A 26,276-nucleotide genomic window follows, 5' to 3' on the forward strand; every position below is an offset into this window, starting at 1 on the left:
TGGTATGAAATTTCCCGTGCGTATCGCAACCGGTGTGTTGCTGGCGGGTAGTACATGGGGGCCTGCTGTCGCGGCGGAGGATCCGCAAGGCACGGTGCTGGCGGAGAAACAGGAGCTGGTGCGCCATATCAAAGATGAACCGGCCTCGCTGGACCCGGTAAAAGCCGTGGGTCTGCCGGAAATTCAGGTGATCCGCGATTTGTTCGAAGGGCTGGTAAACCAGAACGAGAAGGGCGAGCTGACGCCTGGCGTCGCTACCCGCTGGCAGAGCAGCGACAACCGCGTCTGGACCTTCAGCCTGCGCAGCGACGCCCGCTGGTCCGACGGTACGCCGGTCACCGCGCAGGATTTCGTGTACAGCTGGCAACGGCTGGTCGATCCGAAAAACACCTCGCCCTTTGCCTGGTTTGCGGCGCTGGCGGGCATTACCCACGCGCAGGCGATTATCGATGGCAAAATGCCTGCCGATAAGCTGGGAGTTTCCGCACCCGACGCGACCACGCTGCGGGTGGAGCTGGACAAACCGGTACCGTATTTCCCCAACCTGACCGCCAATTTCTCGTTCTATCCCACCCCCAAAGCCACCATTGAAAAGTGGGGCGGCGAGTGGACCAAACCCGGCTATCTGGTAGGTAACGGCGCCTATACGCTGACCGAGCGGGTGGTGAATGAAAAGCTGGTGGCGACGCCGAATAAAAATTACTGGGATAACGGCAAAACGGTGATTAGCAAAGTCACGTTTATTCCCGTTAACCAGGAATCCGCCGCCACCAAGCGCTATCTGGCGGGAGATATCGATATCACCGAGTCCTTCCCGAAAAACATGTACCAGAAGCTCCTCAGGGATATTCCCGGCCAGGTGTATACGCCGCCGCAGTTGGGCACGTATTACTACGCGTTTAACACACGGAAAGGCCCGACGGCGGACCAGCGGGTCCGGCTGGCGCTGAGTATGACGATTGACCGGCGCATTATGGCCGAAAAAGTGCTGGGCACCGGTGAGAAACCGGCCTGGCGATTCACACCGGATGTCACGGCGGACTTCAAACCGACACCGTCGATGTTTGAGGAAATGAGCCAGCAGGAATTAAACGCCCAGGCGAAAACCCTGCTCCAGGCCGCTGGTTATGGTCCCAATAAGCCGTTGAAACTGACATTGCTGTACAACACGTCAGAGAACCATCAGAAAATCGCCATCGCGGTGGCGTCGATGTGGAAAAAGAACCTCGGCGTGGAGGTGAAGCTGCAAAACCAGGAGTGGAAAACCTATATTGACAGCCGCAATACCGGCAATTTCGATGTGATCCGCGCCTCCTGGGTAGGAGATTATAACGAACCGTCCACCTTCCTCTCATTGCTGACCTCGACTCACAGCGGCAACATCTCGCGCTTTAACGATCCGGCTTATGACAAAGTGCTGGAACAGGCCAGCCGCGAAAACACCCTGGAAGCCCGTAACAGCGATTACAACCAGGCGGAAAAAATCATCGCTGAGAAAGCGCCGATTGCGCCGATTTATCAGTACACCAATGGGCGCTTAATCAAGCCCTGGGTGAAAGGCTATCCGATTAACAACCCGGAAGATGTGGCCTATACCCGTACGATGTACCTGATTAAGCATTAATTTCCTTCCTGTTTATTCTTCCTGCTCAACATGGCTGGCGCGAAAACTCGCGCCCGCCTCTTTTCATAATCCTGAAACATGTTATGTTATATTGTAACGTACAATCACAGGGCAAATGAGGGAGACATGTTGGTGGGTTATTTTTCTAAATTAGCGTTCACTCTGGGTGCGGTACTGGTAAGCGGCAATGCTTTGGCGCATGGGCATTCCCACGGGAAGCCGCTGACGGAAATCGAGCAAAAGGCCGCTGAAGGCGTGTTTGATAACAAAAACGTGAAAGACCGCAGCCTGTCTGACTGGGACGGCGTCTGGCAGTCGGTCTATCCGTATTTGCAGAGCGGCGATCTGGATCCGGTATTTAAAATGAAAGCGGGGAAAGATAAGACCCAAACCTTCGAGGAGATCAAAGAATATTACGGCAAAGGCTATGCCACCGATGTGGACACGATCGGCATCGAAAATGGCGTGATGGAATTTCACGTCGGGGATAACGTTCGCGCCTGTAAATATGATTATGCCGGGCATAAGATCCTGACCTATAAATCCGGCAAAAAAGGCGTGCGCTATCTGTTTGAGTGTAAGGATGCCAGCAGTCAGGCGCCGAAATTCGTCCAGTTCAGCGATCACATTATCGCGCCACGTAAGTCCACGCATTACCACATCTTTATGGGCAATACGTCTCAGGAAGCCCTGCTGGAAGAGATGGACAACTGGCCGACGTATTACCCGTACCAGCTCTCAAAGGAGCAGGTGGTGGACGAAATGCTGCACCATTAATGATTGCCAGCACCAGGTTCAGGCCGCTCAAGATGAGCGGCCTTTTTCATTTATTGCAATGGCTGGTCAGTAGCGAGTGACTGATCAAATTCCCCGACCGTCATGGTGAACACCAGACGAGTACTTTGCTCGTTTGCGTACCGGTGCCAGGCTTCGGTTTTCGCCACGGCGGAGCCGTTCACTAAAAGCCATCAAGGCTGATGCGCTTTCAGCTTATGCCTGGAGGGAAATTTCTTAATACCCGATATACTTATTCTTAGGTGAAGCGGAATGGAAAATCGATATGTGGTGGATGGTAGTAGTCATTGCATTACTGATTTTCATGGCTGCTGTGTGGGTTTTTATGTCGGCAGCTGACGATAGTAAACACGACTACTAAGCATTTATGCTTAAGGGGGCGGTTATGGCATCGGGTTGGGCGAATGACGATGCAGTACAGCAGCAAATCGACAGTACGATTGAAGACGCAATTTCCCGGGCTCGGCAGGATCTGACGTCAGGTGAAAGCCTGACGCATTGCGAAGAGTGCGGTGAACCTATCCCACTCGCCCGGCAAAACGCGGTGCCGGGGGTGCGGTTATGCATTAATTGCCAGCAGAAGGCAGATGCTGAAAAACAACGCTTCTCGGGTTACAACCGGCGTGGTTCAAAAGACAGCCAGTTGCGTTAGTCCGGATGACGTGCCGCAGTATATTCATTCCAGCGGTTACGTCCGCTCTCCTTAGCCTGATACAGCGCCGCGTCCGCCTGGGCAATAAATACCGTTCCTGACATGTCTGGTTTCCAGACCGAAATCCCCTGGCTGACCGTCACATGTTTATTGACCGGCGATGCGGCATGCTCAATGGCTAAATTTTCCAGACGCCATGCCAACCGACGCGCCACGCGGTGTGCCGCCTCGCCGCCGCCGCCCGGCAACAGGATAGCGAACTCTTCGCCGCCGAGGCGCGCGACACTGTCTTCACGTTTTCTCACCGCGCTTTTGAGCTGGTTCGCCACTTCCTTCAGACAGACATCCCCGGCCTGATGACCGTAATGATCGTTAAAACGTTTAAAATGATCGACGTCCACCATAATCATTGCCAGTTCGCCGCCTGTCTGGGTGGCCTCATGGATAGCAATATCAAGCTGCTGCTGAAAGTTACGGCGATTGGCGATGCCGGTCAACGGATCGTAGCTTGCCAGCGTTTCCAGTTGCTTAATCAAATCCCTTTTTTCTTGCCCACGTCGCAGCGCCAGTAAAAACCAGTTATTCAGCATCCGGCGGCCTGATTCCAGCAGCGCGGCCAGCAGCAACCACAGCACCACATTGAGCGCGGTAGGGCTTTGGTCGTAAGCAAATGTGCTCACCAGTATCGCCAGCCAGATCGGCACAATAAACGTGAGCAACACACGAGCATCAAAATAGAGCGAAATCAAAGCAGTAAACAGCAGTAGCGCCGCCAGGGGGAAGATAACGCGCATATCGCCGCTGGCGATAAACACATAAAACGAAAGCGCCCAGGCCAGGCTTAAAAACAGCACCGTGCCTTTGGCGAGCTGGCTTAACCATATTGCCTCGCGATCCGGCGCCATGCGTAAAATAAACAGCACGCTGGACGCCGCCGCAAGCACAAGCACCATCGCGCTTTCCAGCACGTGGTGGGGGCGGTGCAGCACGGCGACGAGCGGTTCCGGCGAAAAGTAGTTACGTCCAAGAATAAACAGCGAAAACAGGATATTTACCCACAGGAACCAGCTTGTGCTGACGGTAATGGCCTGGCGACGCATTTCAGCGGCATGAAGTTCAAAATTAACGCAGCGTGGCTGTTTATCAGTCACTTAACGCTCCTGGTACGAAGAAAAACAAAAGAAAACAGGAAAGGGGATTCACGTATTTTTATTGCTTATGTTAACTGTTTGCTTTCGTAATGAGCAAACGGTATGACAGCAAACGGTGACCTCTTGCCACAGAGAAGCAGGAGACTAGACTGACACCATTGCCCGGTCAAACCAGGAGGCTTACGTGCAGGCGATAAAGGGATCGGAACTGAATGTACCGGATGCGGTATTTGCATGGATACTGGATGGAAAAGGCGGCGTGAAACCGCTGGATAACGATGACACCATTGATAAAGAGCACCCGTGTTGGCTGCATCTCAACTATACCCACCCTGAAAGCGCACAATGGCTGGCGACCACGCCGCTGCTACCCAATACCGTGCGCGATGCGCTGGCAGGGGAAAGCACCCGTCCGCGCGTGACCCGTATGGGCGATGGTACGTTGATTACGCTGCGCTGTATTAACGGCAGCACCGACGAGCGCCCCGATCAGCTGGTGGCGATGCGCCTGTATATGGACGAGCGGCTCATTGTTTCTACCCGGCAACGTAAAGTGCTGGCGCTGGACGATGTGGTGCAGGATCTCAACGACGGTACCGGCCCGACGGATGGCGGCAGTTGGCTGGTGGACATCTGCGATGCGCTAACCGATCACGCCAGTGAGTTTATCGAGGAACTGCACGATAAGATTATTGACCTCGAAGACAACCTGCTGGATCAGCAAATCCCGCCGCGCGGCTTTCTGGCGCTATTGCGCAAGCAGTTGATCGTGATGCGCCGCTATATGGCACCCCAGCGCGACGTGTATGCGCGGCTCGCCAGCGAACGCCTGCCGTGGATGACCGACGATCATCGCCGCAGAATGCAGGACATTGCTGACCGGCTGGGGCGCGGCCTGGATGAAATCGACGCCTGTATCTCGCGTACCGCCATCATGGCCGATGAAATCGCCCAGGTGATGCAGGAATCCCTGGCGCGCCGGACCTATACCATGTCGTTGATGGCGATGGTGTTTTTACCCAGTACGTTTTTAACCGGGCTGTTCGGCGTTAACCTCGGCGGCATCCCCGGCGGCGAGTGGCGGTTAGGATTTAGTTTGTTTTGCCTGATGTTAGTGGTGCTAATTGGGGGTGTTACCTGGTGGTTGCATCGCAGTAAATGGCTGTAAAAATTCACATTTTTAACAATATTGGAACCTTTTAAAGCGTTTCTTATTGAGCGAAGTCAATAAAAAAAGCGGCTACTGCGGGCAAACTCTCTCTTGCAGGTGAATGCAACGTCAAGCGATGGGCGTTGCGCTCCATATTGTCTTACTTCCTTTTTTGAATTACTGCATAGCACAATTTAATTCGTACGACGCCGACTCTAATCAGTCGGCTTTTTTTTTGCCAGTCGGAAAGGGGCTTCTACGCTTAAGGAGTACAGCCACTTCTGGAGGTAACGATGACTATCAAGATGAGCGACCCGGTACCCACCGATCCGGTTCCCGTTCCGGACCCGATCCCACGGCCTCAGCCCATCCCTGAACCCACACCCGATCCGGGCCCGATCCTGGCGTCACCGCCGCAACGATAAAAAAACGCCCTCGAGATTGAGGGCGTTTCGCTTATTTCACTTCGACGATATCCAGACGGTTGCTGATATCCAGCTGTTCGTCCTCATCCGGCTGCCAACCCACCGGCTGTACCGGGATTTCATCGCGGTCGAATGCCAGATCGCCGCCATCTACCACGTCGCTGCCGTGCGTGATGGATTTAAAATCAAACAGGTTGATATCGCTCAGGTGCGACGGCACCACGTTTTGCATGGCGCTGAACATGGTTTCGATGCGCCCCGGGTAGCGTCTGTCCCAGTCGCGCAGCATATCGGCAATCACCTGGCGCTGGAGGTTTGGCTGGGAGCCGCACAAGTTGCAAGGGATAATCGGGTAGGCTTTGGCTTCGGCAAAACGCTCAATGTCTTTCTCACGGCAGTAGGCCAGCGGACGGATCACAATGTGTTTGCCGTCATCACTCATCAGCTTCGGCGGCATGCCTTTCATTTTCCCGCCGTAGAACATGTTCAGGAACAGGGTTTGCAGAATGTCGTCACGATGGTGGCCGAGTGCGATTTTGGTAGCACCCAGTTCGGTGGCGGTGCGGTACAAAATGCCGCGACGCAGACGGGAACAGAGTGAACAGGTGGTTTTTCCTTCCGGGATTTTATCTTTCACGATCCCGTAAGTGTTTTCTTCCACAATTTTGTATTCAACGCCGATGCTTTCCAGATATTGCGGCAGCACATGCTCCGGGAAACCCGGCTGTTTCTGGTCGAGATTAACCGCCACCAGGCTAAAGCTGATCGGCGCGCTTTGTTGCAGATTGCGCAAAATCTCCAGCATGGTGTAGCTGTCTTTGCCGCCCGACAGGCAAACCATGATCCGGTCGCCGTCTTCGATCATAGTAAAATCGGCAATGGCTTCGCCGACATTGCGGCGCAGGCGCTTCTGGAGTTTATTCAGGTTGTATTGCGTTTTTTTATCAATCTGCTGGGTATCTTGCATAGTTCGCGTGACCGGTTGATTCAGAGGGATACGGAGCGTTCCCGTATCAGTTAATGCATGAGCAATGCGTTGCGTGGCGTGTATGGTACGGATTACGGCGGCGATTGCCAGCAGGATTTCTCTCTGCCTGCTATCCATTGTCATCAATAAAGAGTAAACGGGATGCCGGATGCAGAATATATCGCCGGGCCTGGTGACATTCCGTTTATGATCCGCTGAGGTTTATGCATTATGCTGCGCGTAAATTAATCTGGGGTGAAATCATGAAAAAAATCATTATGGCGTTGGGAATGGTAAGCCTGGCGGGTTGCGCGACGGTTAACCCGCAGGCGGAACAGGTCGGTATCATTAAAGGCAACAGTGCGTTTTCCGCGCAGTGCCAGTTTGTCGGCAATGTGGTATCGCACCGTAATCCTATGGCTTTCCTGGACATGGCTGAATACCAGCAGCAGGTGAAAAACGATCTGCAAATGGAAGCCTTAAAACTGGGCGCGGATTCGGTGGTGTTGCAAACCCTTGATGACCGGGGCGGCACCGGTAGCGCATTGAAGTGTGCAAAAACCCGCTGAATATCCTCACTTTTCCCCCGTCGTCTACACTTAACTGACGACATCTGATGGGAGAACGTTATGTCTGATAAAACCAATTTCGAACGCAATAAAGAAGGCGAAGTGAGCAAAGGGTTGCCTGAGGCCGCGCCAAACGCGGGGAACGCCTGGGAAGAGGATGAGCATCAGGTGAACGACGCGCCCAATAAGCAGGGTGAAATCCCCCGCAAGCGCGACGACAGTGAAGACGATGAAAAAGACCCGTTTAACGCGCAATAAACATCAGGCCCGGTTTTCGGGCCTGTTTGTTTTTGTCTGCCAAATGACCGCGCCACCTGAATCTGCTAGCATAGCGGCCCGCTTGATTTCAGAGAGATGACCGTGACTGCCTTTTCAACCTTACATGCTTTGCCTGCCGAACTGCTCGCCAACCTTAACGAGCTGGGCTACCACACCATGACCCCGGTTCAGGCGGCGGCATTACCGGCCATTCTCGCGGGAAAAGACGTGCGCGCGCAGGCGAAAACCGGCAGCGGCAAAACGGCGGCGTTTGGACTGGGGCTGCTTCAGCATATCGACGCCAGCCAGTTTATTACCCAGTCGCTGGTGTTGTGCCCGACCCGTGAACTGGCGGATCAGGTGGCAAAAGAGCTGCGTCGCCTGGCGCGCTATCTGCCGAACATCAAAGTGCTGACGCTATGCGGCGGCCAGCCGTTTGGCGCGCAGCGCGACTCATTACAACATGCTCCGCATATCATTGTCGCCACGCCGGGGCGTCTGCTGGATCATCTGGAAAAGGGCACCGTATCGCTGGAAGCGTTAAAAACGCTGGTGCTGGATGAAGCCGATCGCATGCTGGATATGGGCTTTAGCGATGCCATTGACGATGTGATCCGCCATGCGCCGCCGCAGCGCCAGACGCTGCTGTTCTCTGCCACCTGGCCGGAATCCATCGCCGCCATCAGCAGCCGCGTGCAGCGCAACGCCGAGCATATTGAAATCGACAGCGTGGATGAGTTGCCCGCCGTCGAGCAACAGTTTTATGAGGCTTCTCGCCGCCAGAAAATCCCGTTATTGCTGAGCCTGTTAAGCAAGCATCAGCCTGCGTCCTGCGTGGTGTTCTGCAATACTAAAAAAGACTGTCAGGAGGTGTGCGACGCGCTGAACGAGCACAGCCAGAGCGCGCTGGCGCTGCATGGCGATATGGAACAGCGCGACCGCGACCAGACGCTGGTGCGCTTCGCCAACGGCAGCAGCCGGGTGCTGGTGGCCACGGACGTCGCCGCGCGCGGGCTGGATATCAAGTCGCTGGAGATGGTCATCAACTATGAGCTCTCCTGGGACCCGGAAGTCCACGTTCACCGCATTGGCCGTACTGCACGTGCCGGGCAGAGCGGGTTGGCGATTAGCCTGTGTGCCCCGGAAGAAGCGCAGCGGGCAACGATTCTTGCTGAGATGCTGGGCCTGTCGCTGGACTGGCGTGAGCCGGTGATGGGCACTACTGTCAAACCGCTGGAGCCGGAAATGGCGACGCTGTGCATCGACGGCGGTAAAAAGGCCAAAATGCGTCCGGGGGATATTCTCGGCGCACTGACCGGAGATATGGGGCTGGATGGCGCGGACATCGGCAAAATCGATATGCATCCGATGCACGCCTACGTGGCGGTACGCCAGTCGGTAGCCCGTCATGCCTGGAAGCAGCTTCAGCAGGGGAAAATCAAAGGCAAGTCCTGTAAGGTGCGCCTGTTGAAGTAACTTTCGCCAGATAAAAAAATCCCCGCTCAAAAAAGCGGGGATTTTGGTTTATACAGCCAGCTTACTCGCTGCTGGCTTTCTCAGCTTTACCCGCCATCTGCGCCAGGAAGTCATAGCGTCTTTGCAGATCCGCCGTGGCATCCTTCCACAACTGCTCCGCCACTTCCGGCTGCTGCGAATTGAGCCGGCGGAAGCGTTGTTCATTGAGCAGCGTTTCGGCCAGCGCGTCTGACGGCGGACGAGAATCCAGCGCCAGCGGCAGTTTGCCTTCATCGGCACGGCGCGGGTCGAAGCGGTACAGCGGCCAGAAGCCGGTAGCGGTTAACTGACGCATCTGATCGTGGCTGAGCGCCAGATCGTAGCCGTGCTCCTCGCAAGGGCTATAGGCGATAATCAGCGACGGCCCCGGATAGGCTTCTGCTTCCTGAATCGCCTTCACCGTCTGGTTAAGCTGGGCACCCAGCGAGATCTGCGCCACGTAAACGTGCCCGTACATCATCATGCTGACGCCGAGATCTTTGCGCGCTTTACGCTTGCCGTGCTCGCCAAATTTGGTCACCGCGCCAAGCGGCGTCGCTTTAGACGCCTGGCCCCCGGTGTTGGAGTAGCACTGAGTATCCAGCACCAGAATGTTGACGTTCTCGGTCAGGCTCAACACGTGGTCCAGACCGCCAAAGCCGATGTCGTAGGCCCAGCCGTCGCCGCCAATCAGCCAGATGGATTTTTCCACCAGCGCGTCGGCATCGGTGAGCAACTGGCGCGCATCAACGCTGGTTTCCCCGGCAAGATGCTGACGCAGTTGCGCCACCTGTTCACGGCGGACGTCCGGCGTGGCCTCACTGTGAAGTTGCTGGTTCAGCTCTGCCGGGATCTTGTCGGCAAATTGCTCCAGCAAACGCATCACGCGCGCCCGGTGCTGATCCACCGTTAAGCGGAAGCCGAGGCCAAATTCGGCGTTGTCTTCAAACAGCGAGTTAGCCCATGCCGGGCCGCGCCCGTTGGCATCGGTGGTGTACGGCGTGGAGGGCAGGTTGCCGCCGTAAATTGACGAGCAGCCAGTGGCGTTAGCAATCAGCAAACGGTCACCGTACAACTGGGTCAGCAGTTTGATATACGGCGTTTCGCCGCAGCCGGAACAGGCTCCCGAGTATTCGAACAGCGGGGTTATTAACTGCGAGGTACGAATATCGATACGTTCCAGCTTGTTGCGATCGATTTCCGGCAGATTCAGGAAGAAGTCATAATTCACTTTCTCTTCTTCCACGTGCTCAAGGCGCGACATCATGTTGATCGCCTTGATGTCCGGGTTCTGGCGATCTTTTGCCGGGCAAACTTCTACGCACAGATTACAGCCGGTGCAATCTTCCGGCGCAACCTGCAGCACATATTTCTGACCGCGCATATCGCGGGATTTTACATCCAGCGATTGCAGGGCGTCCGGCGCGTGCTCCATGTCCTCAGGCGAGACCACTTTGGCGCGAATAGCCGAATGCGGGCAGGCGGCGACGCAGTGGTTACACTGGGTACACAGCTCAGGCTTCCAGATCGGGATTTCCTCAGCGATATTGCGTTTTTCCCAGCGGGTGGTGCCCACCGGCCAGGTGCCGTCCGGCGGCAGGGCTGAAACCGGTAGCGCGTCGCCGAGGCCCGCCAGCATGGCGGCGGTGACGGTTTTGACGAAGTCCGGCGCGGCGTCGGAGACCACCGGCGGGCGGTTGGCGCTCTGGCTGTTCACCGGCTGTAACGGCACGGCGGAGATCGATTCCCGCGCCAGCGCCAGCGCCTGCCAGTTGCGCTCCACCAGCTCCTGGCCTTTGCTGCTGTAGCTTTTCGCTATTGCGCCCTGAAGCTGTTGCAGGGCGCTGTCGCCAGGCAGAATCTGGGTCAGATGGAAAAACGCCATCTGCATTACCGTGTTAATACGCGCGCCGAGCTGGCATTCGCGGGCGATTTTCTGGGCGTTGATGATATAAAACCGCGCCTGCTTCTGATTGAGCACCGCCTGGACATCCTGCGGCAAACGATCCCAGACTTCTTCAGCGCTATACGGCGTATTAAGCAGGAAAATGCCGCCGGGTTTCAGGCGCTCGGCCATCTGGTATTTATCGATAAACTGTAGCTGGTGGCAACCAACGAAATCGGCTTTGTCCACCAGATAAGCGGAGTTAATCGGCTTTTCACTGACCCGCAGATGGGAAACCGTCAGGCCACCCGCCTTTTTCGAGTCATAGACAAAATAGCCCTGGGCGTACCACGGCGTGGCGTTACCGATAATTTTGATGTTGTTTTTGGTGGCTGACACGCTGCCGTCGCTACCCAAACCGTAGAACAGCGCTTCCAGTTTGGCGTGAGACGGCAGGGTGTTTTCCGGCAGCGGCAGAGAGAGATGGGTGACGTCGTCATAAATCCCCACCGTAAAGCGTGATTTCGGTTTCGCCTGGCGCAGCTCTTCAAATACCGCCAGCGCGCAGTCCGGGCCGAACTCTTTAGAGGAGAGCCCATAGCGCCCGCCAATCACGCGCGGCAGCGTTTCGCGCTCGCCGCGGCTGAAGGCTTCCGCCAGTGAGGTCATCACGTCCAGGTACAGCGGCTCCGCCAGCGCGCCAGGCTCTTTGGTGCGGTCCAGCACGGCGATATGACGCACGCTTTGCGGCAGCGCATCCAGCATCTGGCTGGCGTTGAACGGGCGGAACAGCCGGACTTTCAGCACGCCGACTTTCTCGCCGCGCGTCAGCAGTTCATCCACCACTTCTTCGCAGGTGCCGATAGCCGAGCCCATCAGCACGATCACGCGTTCGGCCTGCGGGTGGCCGTAATAATCAAACGGCCGGTACTGACGGCCCGTCGCCGCGGCGAAATCGTCCATCGCCTGCTGAACGTGGTCATAGACCGCGTCGTACCACGGGTTGGTGGCTTCCCGGGACTGGAAATACGTATCCGGGTTGGCGGAGGTGCCGCGGATCACCGGATGTTCCGGGTTCAGCGCTCTTGCGCGGTGGGCGTCAATTTCCTCCTGCGGCAGCAGGCTTAGCAGCGTCTCGTTGGAGAGCGGAACGATTTTGTTAATTTCGTGGGAGGTGCGGAAACCATCAAAGAAATGAATAAACGGCACCCGGCTTTTCAGGGTGGCGATATGGGAAATCAGAGCGAAATCCTGCGCTTCCTGCACGCTGCTGGCGCACAGCATGGCGCACCCGGTCTGGCGCACCGCCATCACGTCAGAATGATCGCCGAAAATCGACAGCGCGTGGGTGGCGACGGTACGCGCGGCCACGTGCAGTACAAACGGGGTGAGCTGTCCGGCAAGTTTATACAGGGTCGGGATCATCAGTAACAATCCCTGTGAGGACGTGAACGACGTCGACAGCGCACCGGTTTGCAGCGCGCCATGAACCGTGGCGATCGCCCCGGCTTCAGACTGCATTTCCACCACGCGCGGGACATCGCCCCAGACGTTTTTCACCCCGTTTCCAGCCCAGTCGTCGGCCTGCTCCGCCATGGTAGAACTGGGGGTGATGGGGTAGATAGCAATCACTTCGCTGGCGCGAAACGCCACCGAGGCGACTGCGCCGTTACCGTCAATTGTGATCATTCGACACCCTTACATTGCGCAAAATTAAATAAACTCCCTCAGCGTGGAGTCCTGAAATAATTCACTAAGTTTAGCAAAGCGCCGCCCGGGCCATTTTCGCTTTTGTGTCCTCGATATATCTTCTGATCGTTTCAGGCGTGAATAGCCATAAAAGTGCTAAAAAATGTGTCCAGACGCCGAAAGTGGCGCAGGTGCTATCGACGTGACGGCGTTGGCTCGCCTATATTGCAGGGGTTTTGCTGTTTATTAATGAGGGGAGCGTCATGCGTGCAGCGTTTTTAGTGGGGTGTGCGGCACTTTTTTTGTCCGCGTGCAGTAATGAACCGGTCCAACAGGCGACGGCGGCGCACGTGGCGCCCGGCATGAAGGCCGCAATGTCCAGTTCCGGCGAAGCCAACTGCGCGATGGTCGGCGGCGCGGCTTTATCCGCGCGGCAACTGGACGGCTCGTTAATTGGCATGTGCGCATTACCGAACGGCAAACGCTGTAGCGAAGCCGCTTTAGCGTCCGGTAGCTGCGCCAGCTATTAATTGACCCAGTCGGCCTGCTTATAAACCAGGGTGTGCTGTGGGTTTTTTAACGTCAGCGACTGCGGCTTAACGTCGACTGTGGCACCCGTTGTCAGCATCTCGCCGATCAGGTTATCCAGTTGGTTAAGTTCAGGCTCGGCGCACAGCATCCGGGTGGAGGCCATGCCGTCCACTTTCAGCATGTTGCCATCCAGTTTGCCCTGGCCCATAAAGCGGTTACACATGCTGCCCGCAACGTGCAGATTTTCTCCGAAGCTGAGATCCTGCTGGCGTGAATTTACGGTTAGCGGTTTACCGTCGACGCTTTCCAGCACATAACGGCGATGCTCCAGGTCTTTCGGGGACAGCGCATCGCTGGCGGATTGCGCACAGCCTGCGAGCAGGGTGATGCCGAGTGCTAAACAGGTTAATTTCTTCATAACTCCTCCATAAGTATTTACGCCATCAATGATTACGCGGGGAGTGTGCCACGTTATGTCCGCGTAATCATTGAGGATCGTCTTAAAAGACCTATACCAGCGCGTTCGGGCACTCGCCGCCGTTTTCCAGCTGGCGCAAATTATCCAGCGTGGTTTCGGAAATGCTGATCAGCGCCTCTTCGGTCAGGAAAGCCTGGTGCCCGGTGAATAGCACGTTGTGGCAGGCAGACAGGCGACGGAACACGTCATCCTGAATCACGTCGTTGGACTTATCTTCAAAGAACAGATCGCGCTCGTTTTCATACACGTCCATGCCCAACGAACCGATTTTCTGATTCTTCAGGGCATCGATGGCGGCCTGGGAGTCAATCAACCCGCCACGGCTGGTGTTAATGATCATCACGCCATCCTTCATTTGATCGAAGGCCGCCTGGTTTAACAGGTGATAGTTTTCCGGGGTGAGCGGGCAGTGCAGGGAAATCACGTCCGAATGGGAGAACAGCGTCGGTAAATCAACGTATTCCACGCCGATATCCAGCGCCGCCGCGCTCGGGTACGGGTCAAACGCCAGCAGGCGCATCCCGAAGCCTTTTAGGATCCGCAGCGTGGCGACGCCGATTTTACCGGTGCCGATGACCCCGGCAGTTTTGCCGTGCATGGTAAAACCGGTTAATCCTTCGAGAGAAAAGTTGGCGTCACGGGTACGCTGGTAAGCGCGGTGAATACGGCGGTTGAGGCACATCATCATGCCGATAGCGTGTTCTGCAACGGCTTCCGGCGAGTAGGCGGGTACGCGCACCACGCGCAGGCCAAGCTCTTTGGCGGCGTCTAAATCGACGTTATTAAACCCGGCACAGCGCAGGGCGATAAACTTCACGCCCTGCTTTTTAAGCTCTTCCAGAACCGGGCGGCTACCGTCGTCGTTCACGAAAATACACACGCCGTCGCAGCCGTGCGCGGTTTTAGCGGTTTTTTCAGTGAGCAGGAAGTCATAAAATTCGATATCGTAACCATACTCCTGGTTAACATGCTGTAGATACTTCTTGTCATACTGTTTTGTGCTATACACGGCCAGTTTCATAAGACATTCTCCAGTGATTTTCTGTGATCACGTTAGCATGATTCAAATTTTCTTACAAAGTCTAAAAAATCTGATATGAAAGTTAGGGTTATCAATAATTTTAGGCCAACTACGCTTAAATCAACGGCCAGGTTCAACGTTACTGATAAAAATGGCACAATGCGCGGGATAGCCCGTTTAAATCTCTTTCATTATCAGGATATTAATCACCCATGAGGGGTAAATACCGAGCTCTTATCGCCCTTGCGCTGTTGCTGGTCCTGCTGCCGCTGGCGCTGCTGTTGACGGTGGCGCACTGGCTGCCGGGGCTGGTGGGGATTTGGCTGCCTCCGGGCACCCGTATCGCGCTGGAAGAGAGCCCGCGCATGACGCGCAACAGCGTGGTGATCCCGCATCTCAGCTATCTGGCGGGAGTCTGCGAACTGGCGAAAGTAACCCACGCCACGCTCAGCCATCCCAGCCGCTGGAAGCTCGACGTCGATGCGCTCGATATTAACAGCGCCTGTTTTAATCAACTCCCCGCAGGTGAAGAAAACCCCGCCGCGCCGCGTACTCTGGCGGAATGGCAGGCGATGCTGCCCTATAGCTGGCTAACAATTAATCAATTCACGCTTGCCCCCTGGCAGCAGTTTGCGGGTGCACTCAACGTGGGATTGACCCCGACGCGCCAGACCATCAGCTATCAGGGTGATACGGTATCTTTGAGTGCGCAAATCGACGGGCAAACCGCCACCATCAAATCGTTCTCCTTGCAGGCCCTTGAAGGGCAGGAGCCACTGTCGCTGGCGGGCGACGTGACGCTGGGCCTGCTTCCGGACGGCTTGCCGACCCAGGGGCACCTGACTACGCGCGTCCACTTGCCAGGTCCGCTGCCGCTGGCGGATGCCGAGCTGGAATGGGAACAAAATCGCGGCCAATTGCTGATTAGCGCCCCGGACGATCCCGATCCGCTGCTCGACCTTCCCTGGACGGTGACCGCCGATCGCTTGTCCATTAGCGACGGTCGCTGGCACTGGGCGCTGGAAGGCATGCCGCTGAGCGGCCGTCTGGCTATCAACGCCGATAACTGGCAGCAGGGGCTGGACGCGGCGAAAATCAGCGGGCGGCTGAACGTGGTGACTCAGGGGACCGCCGGGAAAGGCAACGCGGTACTCAATTTTGGGCCGGGCAAACTGAGCCTGATCGACAGCGCCATGCCGGTACAGCTCACCGGGGAAGCCAAACAGGACCAGATGATTTTCTACGCGGTGCTGCCAGGGGCGCTGAGCGGCCCGCTGCTCGACCCGCAGTTGCGCTTCGCGCCCGGCGCGCTACTGCGCTCGCGTGGGCGGGTGATCGACTCGCTGAATATCGACGAAATCCGCTGGCCGCTGGCGGGGGTGAAAGTCGCCTCAACCGGCGTGGACGGTAGGCTCCAGGCCATTCTGCGCGCCCATGAAAACCAGATGGGCGATTTTGAACTGCATCTCGACGGCCAGGCGAATGACTTTTTACCCGACAGCGGCCTGTGGCAGTGGCGCTACTGGGGTGAAGGCGGCTTTACGCCGATGCAGGCGCGCTGGGATGTGAAGGGCACCGGCGAATGGCACGACAGCACCATCACGCTGAACACGCTTTCTACCGGGTTCGACAAATTGCAATACGGCTCGATGCGCATCAACGCGCCGCGCCTGGCGATGAACAAGCCGGTGCGCTGGGTGCGTGACGGGGAGCATCCACTGTTTGAAGGGGCGATGACCCTGGATGCGGGAGAAACCACCTTCACTGGCGGTAGCGTCTTGCCGCCGTCGCGGCTCAACTTTAGCATTCAGGGCAGCGACCCCACGTCGTTCCAGTTCAAAGGCGATCTGCATGCCGATGAGATTGGCCCGGTACAGGTTAACGGTCGCTGGGACGGTATTCGCCTGCGCGGCCAGGCGTGGTGGCCCGCCCAGCCGCTGGCAGTTTTTCAGCCGCTGATCCCGCCTGACTGGAAAATGGCCCTGCGCAACGGCACGTTCTACGCCCAGATCGCGTTTTCGGCGGCGGCGGAGCAGGGTTTTGAAGCGGGCGGGCACGGCGTTCTCAAGGGCGGCAGCGCCTGGATGCCGGATAACAAACTCGACGGCGTGGATTTTGTCCTGCCGTTCCGCTTCAGCGACTCGACCTGGCAACTCGGCACGCGCGGCCCGGTAACGCTACGTATCGCCAGAGTAGAAAACCAGGTGGTGGCGAAAAACCTCACGGCGGATCTGGAAGGCTGGTATCCCTGGAATGAACAGCAGCCGCTGATCCTCAGTAACGTCAACGTTGACGTGCTGGGCGGCAATATCAGTATGCAGCAGCTGCGGATGCCACAGCACGATGCGGCGCTACTGCGGGTAAACAATATTTCCTCCAGCGAACTGATTACGGCGGTAAATCCGAAACAGTTTACCCTGTCCGGGCGGGTGAACGGCGCGCTGCCGCTGTGGCTGGATAACCCGGACTGGATTATTCGCGACGGCTGGCTGACCAACCCTGGTCCGATGACGCTGCGGCTGGATAAAGACATGGCGGACGCCATCGTCAAAGATAATATGGCAGCGGGAGTGGGCATCAACTGGCTGCGTTATATGGAGATTTCTCGCTCCTGGACGCGGCTTAATCTGACCAATCTCGGCGTGCTGACGCTGCATGCCGAACTCCAGGGCATCAGCCGTATCGATGGCAAAAGTAATACCGTCAAGTTGAACTACCAGCATGAAGAGAACCTCTTCACCCTGTGGCGCAGCTTGCGATTTGGCGACAATCTTCAGGCCTGGCTTGAACAACATGCAAGTTTGCCGGATAGCGCGTGTGCAACCGGCGAAACCTGTGAGGATCCCCAATGAGAGTGATGTTAGCAACCGGGCTGGCGCTGCTGTTTCCGGTGCTCAGCGGCTGCACGCCGCGTATTGAGGTGGCGGCCCCGAAAGAGCCGATTACCATCAATATGAACGTAAAAATCGAGCACGAAATCCATATCAAAGTGGATAAAGACGTGGAAGCGCTGCTCAAAAACCGCAGCGATATCTTCGGGAGCAACTGACCATGAAAAGTAAAATGGCCGCGCTCGCCGGATTATTATTGCTGTGCCAGCCCGTGCTGGCGCTGACCCTCAACGAGGCGCGCCAACAGGGATTAGTGGGTGAAACGCTGGACGGCTATATCGCGCCGCGCGCTCAGGACAGCCAGACGCTGGCGTTGGTCAAACAAATCAATGCGGCGAGGGCGCAAAGCTACCGCCAGTTGGCCGAGCGGAATAATTTACCCGCCGACGACGTGGCGAAAATGGCCGGACAGAAACTGGTGGAGCGCGCCGCGCCGGGTGAATATGTGCGCGGAATTAACGGGCAATGGATGCGCCGCTAACCTGCTACCCCTGACGGGTAGTCTCCGCGCCAGGCCTGAAGTGTTACGCTGTGAGTCTTATTTTGATGGAGAACCGTCATGGAACAACACACGTTTCGCCTGCCGCTGGACGGCATCGATGCGCAGGACAAGCAGCAGCTTATCCCGTTAATCACCCGCCATGCGGCGATTTTCGAACGCTTCGTGATGTCGGCGTTTCCCGGCGATCGTCGCTATGCGTACCAGCCGGAGTCGTTTGAAATCGTTACCCTCGACGATAAGCAATTCACGTTCCGCTGCCTGACGCACTACTTTGAGCCGTGCTGCGATCGCAATATGCATGATGAGCATCAGTATACGGTGGCCTATCAGCGGGAAGGGGATGCGCTGGTGATTACGCTTGATGAAACGCCGTGGGAAGTGGTGTAGCCATAAAAAAAGTGGGCGCGAGGCCCACTTCTTACACATTCTACTGAACGGTGAAGCTTACGCCGCGACCAGGCTATCAATCGCCGCTTTGGCATCGCTCTGGGCTTGGGTCGCGACTTCCGGACCGTAAGCAATCCCTTCCGCGAACACGAAGTTCACATCGGTGATGCCGATAAAGCCAAGGAACAGGCTCAGGTACGGTGCAATCAGGTCGGTCGGGGTGTCTTTATGGATACCGCCACGGCTGGACAGCACAATCGCACGTTTACCGGTTACCAGACCTTCCGGCCCTTTCTCGGTATAACGGAACGTCACACCCGCACGCGCTACCAGGTCAAAATAGTTTTTCAACTGGGTCGGAATGTTGAAATTGTACATTGGCGCCGCAATAACAATCACGTCATGGGCTTTCAGCTCGGCAATCAGTTCATCAGACAGCGCCAGCGCGTCCTGTTGACGCGGGGTCAGCGGGGCATCGCTCGGACGCAGCGCGCCGACCAGTTCGCCATCCAGTACCGGGATTGGGTTTGCTGCCAGGTCACGCACGGTGATGTGGTCCGCGCTGTGCTGCTCACGCCACTGATCGACAAAATAATCAGATAACTGGTTAGACTGTGAATACCCTGCCAAAATGCTTGATTTGAGAACTAATACTTTGCTCATGGGTGGTTCCTTTTATTTGATAGTCGGGGTAATGCCCCTTGCTTAAAAACACTTTATTCACAATCCGATTGCAGTGATAGCGCAATATATCGATTCCTAGGTTCGAATTTATTGAACAAGGCGTGGGATTGAGCGATGTGGTACTCTACGCCGCATCGCGCTCGACGCCTTAACACCTTGTGCACCTAACATTTAAAAGCACCATGGAAACCAAAAACCTGAACGTAAACGCGCTGATGGCGCGCCTTGATACGCTGATGCTGAAAGATCGCCAGCGTTTCGCGCGCCGTCTGCATGGCGCGAAAAAAGTGAAAAATCCTGATGCCCAACAGGCCATTTTGGCCGAGCTGGACCAGCAAATTAACGAAGCGGTAGGGAAGGTTCAGCTGCGCCTTGCCGCGCGCCCGGCGATCGCCTACCCGGATAATCTGCCGGTCAGCCAGAAAAAAGATGACATCCTGGCGGCTATCCGGGATCACCAGGTGGTGATTGTCGCCGGGGAAACCGGCTCGGGCAAAACCACCCAGTTACCGAAAATTTGTATGGAACTGGGGCGTGGCATCACGGGGCTGATTGGCCACACCCAGCCGCGCCGTCTGGCGGCGCGCACCGTGGCGAACCGTATCGCCGAAGAATTGAAAACCGAGCCGGGCGGCGCGGTGGGCTATAAGGTCCGGTTTAGCGATCACGTTAGCGAATCCACCCAGGTCAAGCTAATGACCGACGGGATCCTGCTGGCGGAAATCCAGCAGGACCGGCTGCTGATGCAGTACGACACGCTGATTATCGATGAGGCCCACGAACGCAGCCTGAATATCGATTTCCTGCTCGGCTACCTGAAAGAGCTACTGCCGCGTCGTCCGGATCTGAAAGTGATTATCACCTCGGCAACCATTGACCCGGAACGCTTCTCACGCCACTTTAACCACGCACCGATTATTGAAGTGTCGGGACGGACTTACCCGGTGGAAGTGCGCTATCGTCCGATTGTTGAAGACGCCGACGACACCGAACGCGATCAGCTCCAGGCGATTTTCGATGCCGTGGACGAACTGAGCCACGAAGCGCCCGGCGATATCCTGATCTTTATGAGCGGCGAGCGGGAAATCCGCGATACCGCCGACGGCCTGAACAAGCTGAATCTGCCGCACACCGAAGTGCTGCCGCTGTACGCGCGTTTATCCAACAGCGAACAGAACCGGATTTTCCAGTCCCATACCGGGCGGCGCATCGTGCTGGCGACCAACGTGGCGGAAACCTCGTTGACCGTGCCAGGCATCAAATATGTGATCGATCCGGGCCAGGCGCGCATCAGCCGCTACAGCTACCGCACTAAAGTGCAGCGCCTGCCGATTGAACCAGTGTCGCAGGCCTCCGCCAATCAGCGTAAAGGCCGCTGCGGCCGCGTGTCGGAAGGCATCTGTATCCGTCTCTATTCGGAAGACGATTTCCTGTCGCGCCCGGCGTTTACTGACCCGGAAATTCTGCGTACCAACCTCGCGTCAGTTATCTTGCAGATGACCGCGCTGGGGCTGGGCGATATCGCCGCCTTCCCGTTCGTTGAAGCGCCAGACAAGCGCAATATCCAGGACGGCGTGCGTCTGCTGGAAGAGCTGGGGGCGATTACCACCGACGAGCAGGCCTCGGTCTACAAGCTTACCCCGCAGGGCCGCCAGCTCTCGCAACTGCCGGTTGACCCGCGTCTGGCGCGTATGGTGCTGGAAGCCCAGCGGCTTGGCTGTGTGCGCGAGGCGATGATTATCACCTCGGCGCTGTCGATTCAGGACCCGCGCGAGCGTCCGATGGATAAGCAGCAGGCGTCCGATGAAAAACACCGCCGCTTCCATGATAAGGAATCGGATTTCCTGGCGTTTGTGAACCTGTGGAATTACCTCGGCGAGCAGCAAAAAGCGCTCTCCTCGAACCAGTTCCGCCGCCTGTGCCGGGCCGATTACCTGAACTATCTGCGGGTGCGCGAATGGCAGGATATCTACACCCAGCTACGCCAGGTCGTCAAAGAGTTGGGCATTCCGGTAAACAGCGAACCGGCGGAGTACCGCGAGATCCACACTGCGCTGCTCACCGGCCTGCTGTCGCATATCGGCATGAAGGATACCGATAAACAGGAGTTTACCGGCGCGCGCAACGCCCGGTTCTCGATCTTCCCCGGTTCCGGCCTGTTTAAGAAGCCGCCGAAATGGACGATTGTCGCCGAACTGGTGGAAACCAGCCGCCTGTGGGGGCGTATTGCCGCGCGCATCGATCCCGAGTGGATTGAACCGGTGGCGCAGCACCTGCTGAAGCGTAGCTACAGCGAGCCGCACTGGGAGCGGGCGCAGGGCGCGGTCATGGCCACGGAGAAGGTCACGGTTTACGGGCTGCCGATTGTCGCGGCGCGTAAGGTGAATTACAGCCAGATTGACCCGGCGCTGTGCCGTGAACTGTTTATCCGCCACGCGCTGGTGGAAGGCGACTGGCAAACCCGTCACGCCTTTTTCCGGGATAACCAGAAACTGCGTGCCGAAGTGGAAGAGCTGGAGCACAAATCGCGTCGTCGCGACATCCTGGTGGATGACGAATCGCTGTTTGAGTTTTACGACCAGCGCATCGGCCACGACGTGGTATCGGCGCGTCACTTCGACAGCTGGTGGAAAAAGGCCAGTAAAGAGAACCCGGACCTGCTCAATTTTGAAAAGAGCATGTTGATTAAAGAAGGCGCGGAGAAAGTCAGCAAGCTGGACTATCCGAACTTCTGGCATCAGGGCAATCTCAAGCTGCGCCTCAGCTACCAGTTTGAGCCGGGCGGCGATGCGGACGGGGTGACAGTGCATATTCCATTGCCGCTGCTGAACCAGGTGGAAGATGCGGGGTTCGAATGGCAGGTGCCGGGGATGCGCCGCGAGCTGGTTATCGCGCTGATTAAATCGCTGCCCAAGCCGTTACGCCGTAACTTTGTGCCCGCGCCTAATTATGCAGAAGCATTCTTAGGGCGCGCCACGCCGCTGGAACAGCCGCTGCTCGAGTCACTGGAGCGCGAACTGCGCCGCATGACCGGCGTCACCGTTGACCGCGAGGCGTGGCAGTGGGAACAGGTGCCCGATCACCTGAAAATGACCTTTCGGGTCGTGGACGAAAAGAACCGCAAACTCAATGAAGGTAAAGATCTCACGGCGCTGAAAGGCAGCCTGAAGGATAAAGTGCAGGAAACGCTCTCCGCCGTGGCGGATGACGGCATCGAGCAAAGCGGCCTGCATATCTGGAGCTTCGGCACGCTGCCCGATCACTACGAGCAGAAGCGCGGCGGCTACCAGGTTAAAGCCTGGCCCGCGCTGGTGGATGAAAAAGAGAGCGTCGGCATCAAGCTGTTTGATAACCCGCAGGACCAGCAGAACGCCATGTGGCGCGGGCTGCGGCGCTTATTGCTGCTTAATATTCCGTCGCCGATTAAGTATCTGCATGAAAAACTGCCTAACAAAGCCAAGCTGGGCCTTTATTTCAACCCGTACGGCAAAGTGTTGGATCTGATCGACGATTGCATCTCCTGCGGCGTGGATAAGCTGATTGCCGAACACGGCGGGCCGGTGTGGACCGAAGAAGGCTTCGCGCAGTTGCATGAAAACGTGCGTGCCGGGCTTAACGACACGGTGGTGGATATCGCTAAACAGGTCGAGCAGATCCTGACGGCGGTGTTTAACATCAACAAGCGGCTCAAGGGGCGGGTCGATATGACGATGGCGCTGGGGCTGTCCGATATCAAAGCCCAGATGAGCGGTCTGGTGTATCGCGGTTTCGTGACCGGCAATGGCTATCAACGGTTAGGCGATACCCTGCGCTATTTGCAAGCCATCGAAAAACGGCTTGAGAAGCTGGCTATCGATCCGCATCGCGATCGTGCCCAGATGTTGAAAGTGGAAGCGGTACAGCAGGCGTGGCAGCAGTGGCTGAACAAACTGCCTGCCGCGCGTCGTGATGACGAAGAAGTCACTGCGATCCGCTGGATGATAGAAGAACTGCGGGTAAGCTACTTTGCCCAACAGCTGGGCACGCCGTATCCCATTTCGGATAAACGGGTGTTGCAGGCGATGGAGCAGATCGGCGCTGCGTAAATGAAAAGGCTGCACATTATGTGCAGCCTTTTTTATCGGTTAACTCTGCGGCTTTGCGGCATCTTCATAGGTGAAGGAGACCGGGAAGCTGCTTTCGCCCTTCGCCAGGGGCGGTTTGGGTAGCGGGCTGGCTTTGGCGGTAGTAATAAACGCATTGCACAGCGAGCCGCCGTTTTGCTGTTGCTGAATTTCCGGCGGCGCGATAGGCGTGGCGGCGGATCCATCGGCTGATGGCCCATTTGCCAGCGCATCATCAATACTGGCATCGGCCATCGCTGCACTGGCGGCAGCGGCCTGGGCGCTCGGCAGCGCCGGAGTGCCTTCAATCTGTTCGATAGTGCCGTCTGCGTTCACGCTCATTAGCACTTCGCAGGCCTGACCGGCATACGCGGACTGCTCAGCATCAAAGCGCTTATCTAATTCAGCCACCACCAGTTTTTGATACTCGTCGCCGGTTAGAGGTTTCGGCTTCGGCTTCGGTTTAAATGCTGATTTCTGGGCATCCAGTTTTTCGAGGATTTGCGCCAGTTCCGCCGCGCCGAGCGGGTTAACGAAATTCATCCGCTTGCGAATGGCCTCTCTGGACTCGCTGTAACAGGTATCAAAAGCTTTCTGCTCGCCATCAGATTTTTGGGTGCAATCCACGTCATACTGGGCGCGGAGCTGGGAAGGGGTGCTGCATCCGCTAAGCGCAAACAGCGCCGCAAGGGCGATTAAGGTGTAACGGGTTTTCATAACGCGTGAATACCTGGTTTATCAATAAACGTGCCGGAGCCTCAAAGGCGCAAAATGATGCCGTAAATTAACGGAATTTTCCATTGCCTCTACTCCGTTTTACAAAGCCATCAGCCGGAGCGTTGACGGGCGGTTTAACCCGTGAGGTTTATTTTTACAATGGTAAGATGTAGCGCTGTTAAGGAGCTTTTATGACGGATGAGAAACGCCCCTATCATCACGGCAGTTTACCGCAGGCGGTACTGGAAGCCGCTGAGCGGGTGCTGGTGCGCGACGGGATCGCGGGCGTAGGGTTACGCGCCATCGCGCGGGAAGCGGAGGTATCGCATACCGCGCCAAAGCATCATTTCGGCGACCTGGCGAATTTGCTGAGCGAGCTGGCGGCAAAAGGCTATCAGCGGCTGGCGGCGGCGCTGTTCAACGCCACGGAACACTGCACGGATGACGCGGCGCGGCGGCGCGAGATGGCGAAAACCTACGTTCACTTCGCCGCTGAACATCCACACATGTTTAGCCTGATGTTTCGCAACGAGATCATCAGCTTATCTAATCCAAACCTGCTCAGCGCGATGCGCAACGCCATGTTTATGATGGCGCGTAGCGTTTCGTCGGACGCGGGTGACGGGACCAGGGTCATGGATGAGGCGGCAGCAATGCGCGTGACCGTCGCCTGGGCGTATTTGCACGGGCTGGCGACCTTGCTGATCGATAAGCGCCTGACCGGTATTGCACGAGTCAGCCCGTTTGAAAATGCCCAGACGCTGGTCGAACGCATACTGGAGCAGGTCACGTTAATTATTCATTTGCCTGGGGATGAACATCATGAAAGCTAATATCAGTTACACCTTTCACCATTTTGGTATTCCGTTGCAGGACGGGGTTCACGAAGGGGTTCATAGCGCCAGTGCGGGAATGTATACCACCGATAACCCCGGTAAGTTTCGCGTCCAGTGGCATCGTTTTACCGACGATTCCCCGCTGCACCCATTGTTAAAGACCGTACCGCACGTCGCGTTCAAGGTGGACGATTTACAGCGGGCTATCGAAGGCGAAGAGGTGATCCTCGGGCCGTATGAGCCTATCGACGACTATTTCGTGGCGGTGATTAACGATGCGGGCGTGCCGATAGAGCTGATTCAAACCGGGCTGAACGATGAAGAACTGTGGGAAAGGGCGCGTTCCGGTCAGGGGAGTTTGTACCGCGATGCGCAGGAATAAGTCTTTCGGACGCTTCTCCCTGCAACCCTCATCTGGCGACGATACACTGGTCGCTGGTTTCTAACATGGAGTGCCAAACGATGACGCCATTTCCTCCTATATCCCCCGCGCTGATTAACGCCGCGAACACACTTGGACAGTGGCTGGCGCAGGATGACAGCGCCGAGCTGCCAGCCGCGAAAGATATCGGCCTGGTGGTGCTGGCGGGTAATGCGGCCATCCCCGCCATTGACGCGGCGTGCCGGGAAGCGGCGCAGCGCAAGGTGCCGCTGTTGATCAGCGGTGGGATTGGCCATTCCACGCCATTTTTGTACGCTGCCGTCGCGCGTCACCCTCGCTATAACGTCTTGCCCACCACCGGACGTAGCGAAGCGGCAGTACTTGCGGATATCGCCACCCGGTTCTGGAACATCCCCGCCGATAAATTGCTGGTAGAGGATAAATCCACCAACTGTGGCGAGAACGCGGCCTTCACACGCGACATGATGACCGCACGTGACGTAGTGCCGCCCCAGGCGATTGTGGTGCAGGACCCGACCATGCAGCGCCGTACCGCCGCGACCTTTGCCCGCGTATGGCGCGATGCTGAACATCAGGTTGAATGGTTTAACGTGCCGGGAATTGTGCCGATGCTCACCACCACGCCGCGCGACACCCGTTTTGCCGAAGGAGAAGGGTTGTGGTCGGTGGATCGCTATCTTTCACTGATTGTCGGGGAAATCCCCCGGTTGCGTAATGATAAAGACGGCTATGGTCCTAATGGGCGCGGTTTTATTGAAGCGGTGGACATCCCTGAAGCCGTTTTAGCGGCCTGGCAAACGCTGCGTAACGATCCCTCGCTTACTGCGATACTGAATCGCTGAGTGCTTCATAAATTGACGCCGGGCCTGACCCGGCGCAGTCATATTTCCGTCTTTAGCTTTGTAATCATTCGTTTACGAAAACTGTAAAAAGTTACCCTCCTATCCATAACTTCAGATTATGTGAAGTTGATCACTATTTACATCCCTGATAAGGTAAATAAGTTGTTACAGCAACGCCTGACGCACACACAGCGCGATTGCTTATTACTTCACCATGCTGAA

Annotated in this window: 24 protein-coding genes; 17 read left to right on the forward strand and 7 right to left on the reverse strand. The window is 56.6% G+C overall.

Translation table 11 applies throughout. The features are described 5' to 3' along the window. Positions 1-4 precede the first annotated feature (4 nt). The 3 genes from ACVV26_RS10265 to ACVV26_RS10275 all read left to right on the forward strand — a co-directional run bounded on the left by ACVV26_RS10265 (position 5) and on the right by ACVV26_RS10275 (position 3,071). The gene (locus ACVV26_RS10265) at positions 5-1,624 is read left to right on the forward strand and encodes a peptide ABC transporter substrate-binding protein (RefSeq protein ID WP_474801336.1); all 1,620 of its coding nucleotides are present in this window, start codon (positions 5-7) and stop codon (positions 1,622-1,624) included. A 126-nt stretch (positions 1,625-1,750) separates the two neighbouring features. Then, positions 1,751-2,401: a metal-binding protein ZinT gene (gene zinT, locus ACVV26_RS10270; RefSeq protein WP_474801338.1), complete on the forward strand. Its 651-nt coding sequence runs from the start codon at positions 1,751-1,753 to the stop codon at positions 2,399-2,401. 403 nt (positions 2,402-2,804) lie between these two features. Beyond that, positions 2,805-3,071: a DksA/TraR family C4-type zinc finger protein gene (locus ACVV26_RS10275; protein WP_474801340.1), complete on the forward strand. Its 267-nt coding sequence runs from the start codon at positions 2,805-2,807 to the stop codon at positions 3,069-3,071. Here ACVV26_RS10275 and ACVV26_RS10280 read toward each other — a convergent pair. Beyond that, entirely contained in the window at positions 3,068-4,222 is a 1,155-nt protein-coding gene (locus tag ACVV26_RS10280) for a GGDEF domain-containing protein (RefSeq protein ID WP_474801342.1), read from the reverse strand. The genes ACVV26_RS10275 and ACVV26_RS10280 overlap by 4 nt on opposite strands. A gap of 184 nt (positions 4,223-4,406) precedes the next feature. Between ACVV26_RS10280 and zntB the strand changes: the two genes are divergently transcribed. Then, complete coding sequence (gene zntB, locus ACVV26_RS10285) at positions 4,407-5,390, forward strand: zinc transporter ZntB (protein WP_312979044.1); 984 nt, start codon at positions 4,407-4,409, stop codon at positions 5,388-5,390. Positions 5,391-5,665: 275 nt separating this feature from the next. Next, the gene (ynaL, locus tag ACVV26_RS10290) at positions 5,666-5,797 is read left to right on the forward strand and encodes a proline-rich small protein YnaL (protein ID WP_474801344.1); all 132 of its coding nucleotides are present in this window, start codon (positions 5,666-5,668) and stop codon (positions 5,795-5,797) included. 31 nt (positions 5,798-5,828) lie between these two features. On the opposite strand, the gene ttcA is transcribed toward ynaL, so the two are convergent. After that, a complete protein-coding gene (ttcA, locus tag ACVV26_RS10295) occupies positions 5,829-6,764 on the reverse strand; it encodes a tRNA 2-thiocytidine(32) synthetase TtcA (protein ID WP_312979047.1) in 936 nt (311 codons plus the stop codon). Between the two features lie 263 nt (positions 6,765-7,027). Here ttcA and ACVV26_RS10300 point away from each other — a divergent pair, with 263 nt between their 5' ends. From ACVV26_RS10300 to dbpA, 3 genes are all read left to right on the forward strand, one after another. After that, positions 7,028-7,333, forward strand: coding sequence for a DUF4156 domain-containing protein (locus ACVV26_RS10300; protein ID WP_312979049.1), 306 nt, complete (start codon positions 7,028-7,030; stop codon positions 7,331-7,333). Positions 7,334-7,393: 60 nt separating this feature from the next. After that, the gene (locus tag ACVV26_RS10305) at positions 7,394-7,591 is read left to right on the forward strand and encodes a hypothetical protein (RefSeq protein WP_474801346.1); all 198 of its coding nucleotides are present in this window, start codon (positions 7,394-7,396) and stop codon (positions 7,589-7,591) included. A 102-nt stretch (positions 7,592-7,693) separates the two neighbouring features. After that, positions 7,694-9,067: an ATP-dependent RNA helicase DbpA gene (dbpA, locus tag ACVV26_RS10310; RefSeq protein ID WP_474801348.1), complete on the forward strand. Its 1,374-nt coding sequence runs from the start codon at positions 7,694-7,696 to the stop codon at positions 9,065-9,067. Between the two features lie 61 nt (positions 9,068-9,128). Here dbpA and nifJ read toward each other — a convergent pair whose 3' ends face one another. Beyond that, positions 9,129-12,659 carry a pyruvate:ferredoxin (flavodoxin) oxidoreductase gene (gene nifJ, locus ACVV26_RS10315; protein ID WP_474801350.1) on the reverse strand — a complete coding sequence of 1,177 codons (3,531 nt, stop codon included), beginning with the start codon at positions 12,657-12,659 and terminating at the stop codon, positions 9,129-9,131. Positions 12,660-12,922: 263 nt separating this feature from the next. On the opposite strand from nifJ, the gene ACVV26_RS10320 reads away from it, so the two are divergent. Then, positions 12,923-13,189 (forward strand): putative hemolysin, encoded by a 267-nt coding sequence (locus tag ACVV26_RS10320; protein WP_125294415.1) that lies wholly within the window; start codon positions 12,923-12,925, stop codon positions 13,187-13,189. Here the strand turns inward: ACVV26_RS10320 and hslJ are convergent. Then, positions 13,186-13,608, reverse strand: a complete 423-nt coding sequence (gene hslJ / locus ACVV26_RS10325) for a heat shock protein HslJ (protein ID WP_474801352.1) — start codon at positions 13,606-13,608, stop codon at positions 13,186-13,188. The genes ACVV26_RS10320 and hslJ overlap by 4 nt on opposite strands. 91 nt (positions 13,609-13,699) lie before the next feature. Then, positions 13,700-14,689 carry a 2-hydroxyacid dehydrogenase gene (locus tag ACVV26_RS10330; RefSeq protein ID WP_312979060.1) on the reverse strand — a complete coding sequence of 330 codons (990 nt, stop codon included), beginning with the start codon at positions 14,687-14,689 and terminating at the stop codon, positions 13,700-13,702. Positions 14,690-14,901: 212 nt separating this feature from the next. Here ACVV26_RS10330 and ACVV26_RS10335 point away from each other — a divergent pair, with 212 nt between their 5' ends. From ACVV26_RS10335 to ACVV26_RS10350, 4 genes are all read left to right on the forward strand, one after another. Then, positions 14,902-17,541 carry a YdbH family protein gene (locus ACVV26_RS10335; RefSeq protein ID WP_474801354.1) on the forward strand — a complete coding sequence of 880 codons (2,640 nt, stop codon included), beginning with the start codon at positions 14,902-14,904 and terminating at the stop codon, positions 17,539-17,541. Next, positions 17,538-17,738 (forward strand): YnbE family lipoprotein, encoded by a 201-nt coding sequence (locus ACVV26_RS10340; RefSeq protein ID WP_474801356.1) that lies wholly within the window; start codon positions 17,538-17,540, stop codon positions 17,736-17,738. The genes ACVV26_RS10335 and ACVV26_RS10340 overlap by 4 nt, the downstream gene beginning before the upstream one ends. Before the next feature lie 2 nt (positions 17,739-17,740). Beyond that, positions 17,741-18,061: a YdbL family probable chaperone protein gene (locus ACVV26_RS10345; protein WP_474801358.1), complete on the forward strand. Its 321-nt coding sequence runs from the start codon at positions 17,741-17,743 to the stop codon at positions 18,059-18,061. Positions 18,062-18,139: 78 nt separating this feature from the next. Then, entirely contained in the window at positions 18,140-18,469 is a 330-nt protein-coding gene (locus ACVV26_RS10350) for a hypothetical protein (RefSeq protein WP_474801360.1), read from the forward strand. A gap of 57 nt (positions 18,470-18,526) precedes the next feature. On the opposite strand, the gene azoR is transcribed toward ACVV26_RS10350, so the two are convergent. Continuing rightward, positions 18,527-19,132 carry an FMN-dependent NADH-azoreductase gene (gene azoR / locus ACVV26_RS10355; RefSeq protein WP_474801362.1) on the reverse strand — a complete coding sequence of 202 codons (606 nt, stop codon included), beginning with the start codon at positions 19,130-19,132 and terminating at the stop codon, positions 18,527-18,529. 203 nt (positions 19,133-19,335) lie between these two features. Here azoR and hrpA point away from each other — a divergent pair, with 203 nt between their 5' ends. Further along, positions 19,336-23,238, forward strand: coding sequence for an ATP-dependent RNA helicase HrpA (hrpA, locus tag ACVV26_RS10360; RefSeq protein WP_474801364.1), 3,903 nt, complete (start codon positions 19,336-19,338; stop codon positions 23,236-23,238). Positions 23,239-23,277: 39 nt separating this feature from the next. Here hrpA and ACVV26_RS10365 read toward each other — a convergent pair whose 3' ends face one another. Beyond that, positions 23,278-23,973, reverse strand: coding sequence for a hypothetical protein (locus ACVV26_RS10365; RefSeq protein ID WP_474801366.1), 696 nt, complete (start codon positions 23,971-23,973; stop codon positions 23,278-23,280). Positions 23,974-24,164: 191 nt separating this feature from the next. On the opposite strand from ACVV26_RS10365, the gene ACVV26_RS10370 reads away from it, so the two are divergent. From ACVV26_RS10370 to ACVV26_RS10380, 3 genes are all read left to right on the forward strand, one after another. After that, positions 24,165-24,806 carry a TetR/AcrR family transcriptional regulator gene (locus ACVV26_RS10370; protein ID WP_474801368.1) on the forward strand — a complete coding sequence of 214 codons (642 nt, stop codon included), beginning with the start codon at positions 24,165-24,167 and terminating at the stop codon, positions 24,804-24,806. After that, on the forward strand, positions 24,796-25,191 hold the full coding sequence (locus ACVV26_RS10375) for a VOC family protein (protein WP_474801370.1): 396 nt from the start codon (positions 24,796-24,798) through the stop codon (positions 25,189-25,191). The genes ACVV26_RS10370 and ACVV26_RS10375 overlap by 11 nt, the downstream gene beginning before the upstream one ends. Positions 25,192-25,271: 80 nt before the next feature. Then, a complete protein-coding gene (locus tag ACVV26_RS10380; protein ID WP_474801372.1) occupies positions 25,272-26,054 on the forward strand; it encodes a YdcF family protein in 783 nt (260 codons plus the stop codon). Positions 26,055-26,276 lie beyond the last annotated feature (222 nt).

It is taken from the genome of Atlantibacter sp. MEI4A-1023 (genome assembly GCF_056155425.1).

What these genes read in the sequence shown, in the direction of transcription:
- ACVV26_RS10345 (WP_474801358.1), top strand. Translation starts at nt 17,741, where the DNA reads ATGAAAAGTAAAATGGCCGCGCTCGCCGGATTATTATTGCTGTGCCAG.
- zinT (WP_474801338.1), top strand. Translation starts at nt 1,751, where the DNA reads ATGTTGGTGGGTTATTTTTCTAAATTAGCGTTCACTCTGGGTGCGGTA.
- ACVV26_RS10370 (WP_474801368.1), top strand. Translation starts at nt 24,165, where the DNA reads ATGACGGATGAGAAACGCCCCTATCATCACGGCAGTTTACCGCAGGCG.
- azoR (WP_474801362.1), bottom strand. Translation starts at nt 19,132, where the DNA reads ATGAGCAAAGTATTAGTTCTCAAATCAAGCATTTTGGCAGGGTATTCA.
- ACVV26_RS10300 (WP_312979049.1), top strand. Translation starts at nt 7,028, where the DNA reads ATGAAAAAAATCATTATGGCGTTGGGAATGGTAAGCCTGGCGGGTTGC.
- ACVV26_RS10275 (WP_474801340.1), top strand. Translation starts at nt 2,805, where the DNA reads ATGGCATCGGGTTGGGCGAATGACGATGCAGTACAGCAGCAAATCGAC.
- hrpA (WP_474801364.1), top strand. Translation starts at nt 19,336, where the DNA reads ATGGAAACCAAAAACCTGAACGTAAACGCGCTGATGGCGCGCCTTGAT.
- ACVV26_RS10365 (WP_474801366.1), bottom strand. Translation starts at nt 23,973, where the DNA reads ATGAAAACCCGTTACACCTTAATCGCCCTTGCGGCGCTGTTTGCGCTT.
- ACVV26_RS10350 (WP_474801360.1), top strand. Translation starts at nt 18,140, where the DNA reads ATGGAACAACACACGTTTCGCCTGCCGCTGGACGGCATCGATGCGCAG.
- ACVV26_RS10330 (WP_312979060.1), bottom strand. Translation starts at nt 14,689, where the DNA reads ATGAAACTGGCCGTGTATAGCACAAAACAGTATGACAAGAAGTATCTA.
- hslJ (WP_474801352.1), bottom strand. Translation starts at nt 13,608, where the DNA reads ATGAAGAAATTAACCTGTTTAGCACTCGGCATCACCCTGCTCGCAGGC.
- ACVV26_RS10265 (WP_474801336.1), top strand. Translation starts at nt 5, where the DNA reads ATGAAATTTCCCGTGCGTATCGCAACCGGTGTGTTGCTGGCGGGTAGT.
- ACVV26_RS10340 (WP_474801356.1), top strand. Translation starts at nt 17,538, where the DNA reads ATGAGAGTGATGTTAGCAACCGGGCTGGCGCTGCTGTTTCCGGTGCTC.
- ACVV26_RS10375 (WP_474801370.1), top strand. Translation starts at nt 24,796, where the DNA reads ATGAAAGCTAATATCAGTTACACCTTTCACCATTTTGGTATTCCGTTG.
- ttcA (WP_312979047.1), bottom strand. Translation starts at nt 6,764, where the DNA reads ATGCAAGATACCCAGCAGATTGATAAAAAAACGCAATACAACCTGAAT.
- ACVV26_RS10320 (WP_125294415.1), top strand. Translation starts at nt 12,923, where the DNA reads ATGCGTGCAGCGTTTTTAGTGGGGTGTGCGGCACTTTTTTTGTCCGCG.
- nifJ (WP_474801350.1), bottom strand. Translation starts at nt 12,659, where the DNA reads ATGATCACAATTGACGGTAACGGCGCAGTCGCCTCGGTGGCGTTTCGC.
- ACVV26_RS10305 (WP_474801346.1), top strand. Translation starts at nt 7,394, where the DNA reads ATGTCTGATAAAACCAATTTCGAACGCAATAAAGAAGGCGAAGTGAGC.
- ACVV26_RS10380 (WP_474801372.1), top strand. Translation starts at nt 25,272, where the DNA reads ATGACGCCATTTCCTCCTATATCCCCCGCGCTGATTAACGCCGCGAAC.
- ACVV26_RS10335 (WP_474801354.1), top strand. Translation starts at nt 14,902, where the DNA reads ATGAGGGGTAAATACCGAGCTCTTATCGCCCTTGCGCTGTTGCTGGTC.
- ynaL (WP_474801344.1), top strand. Translation starts at nt 5,666, where the DNA reads ATGACTATCAAGATGAGCGACCCGGTACCCACCGATCCGGTTCCCGTT.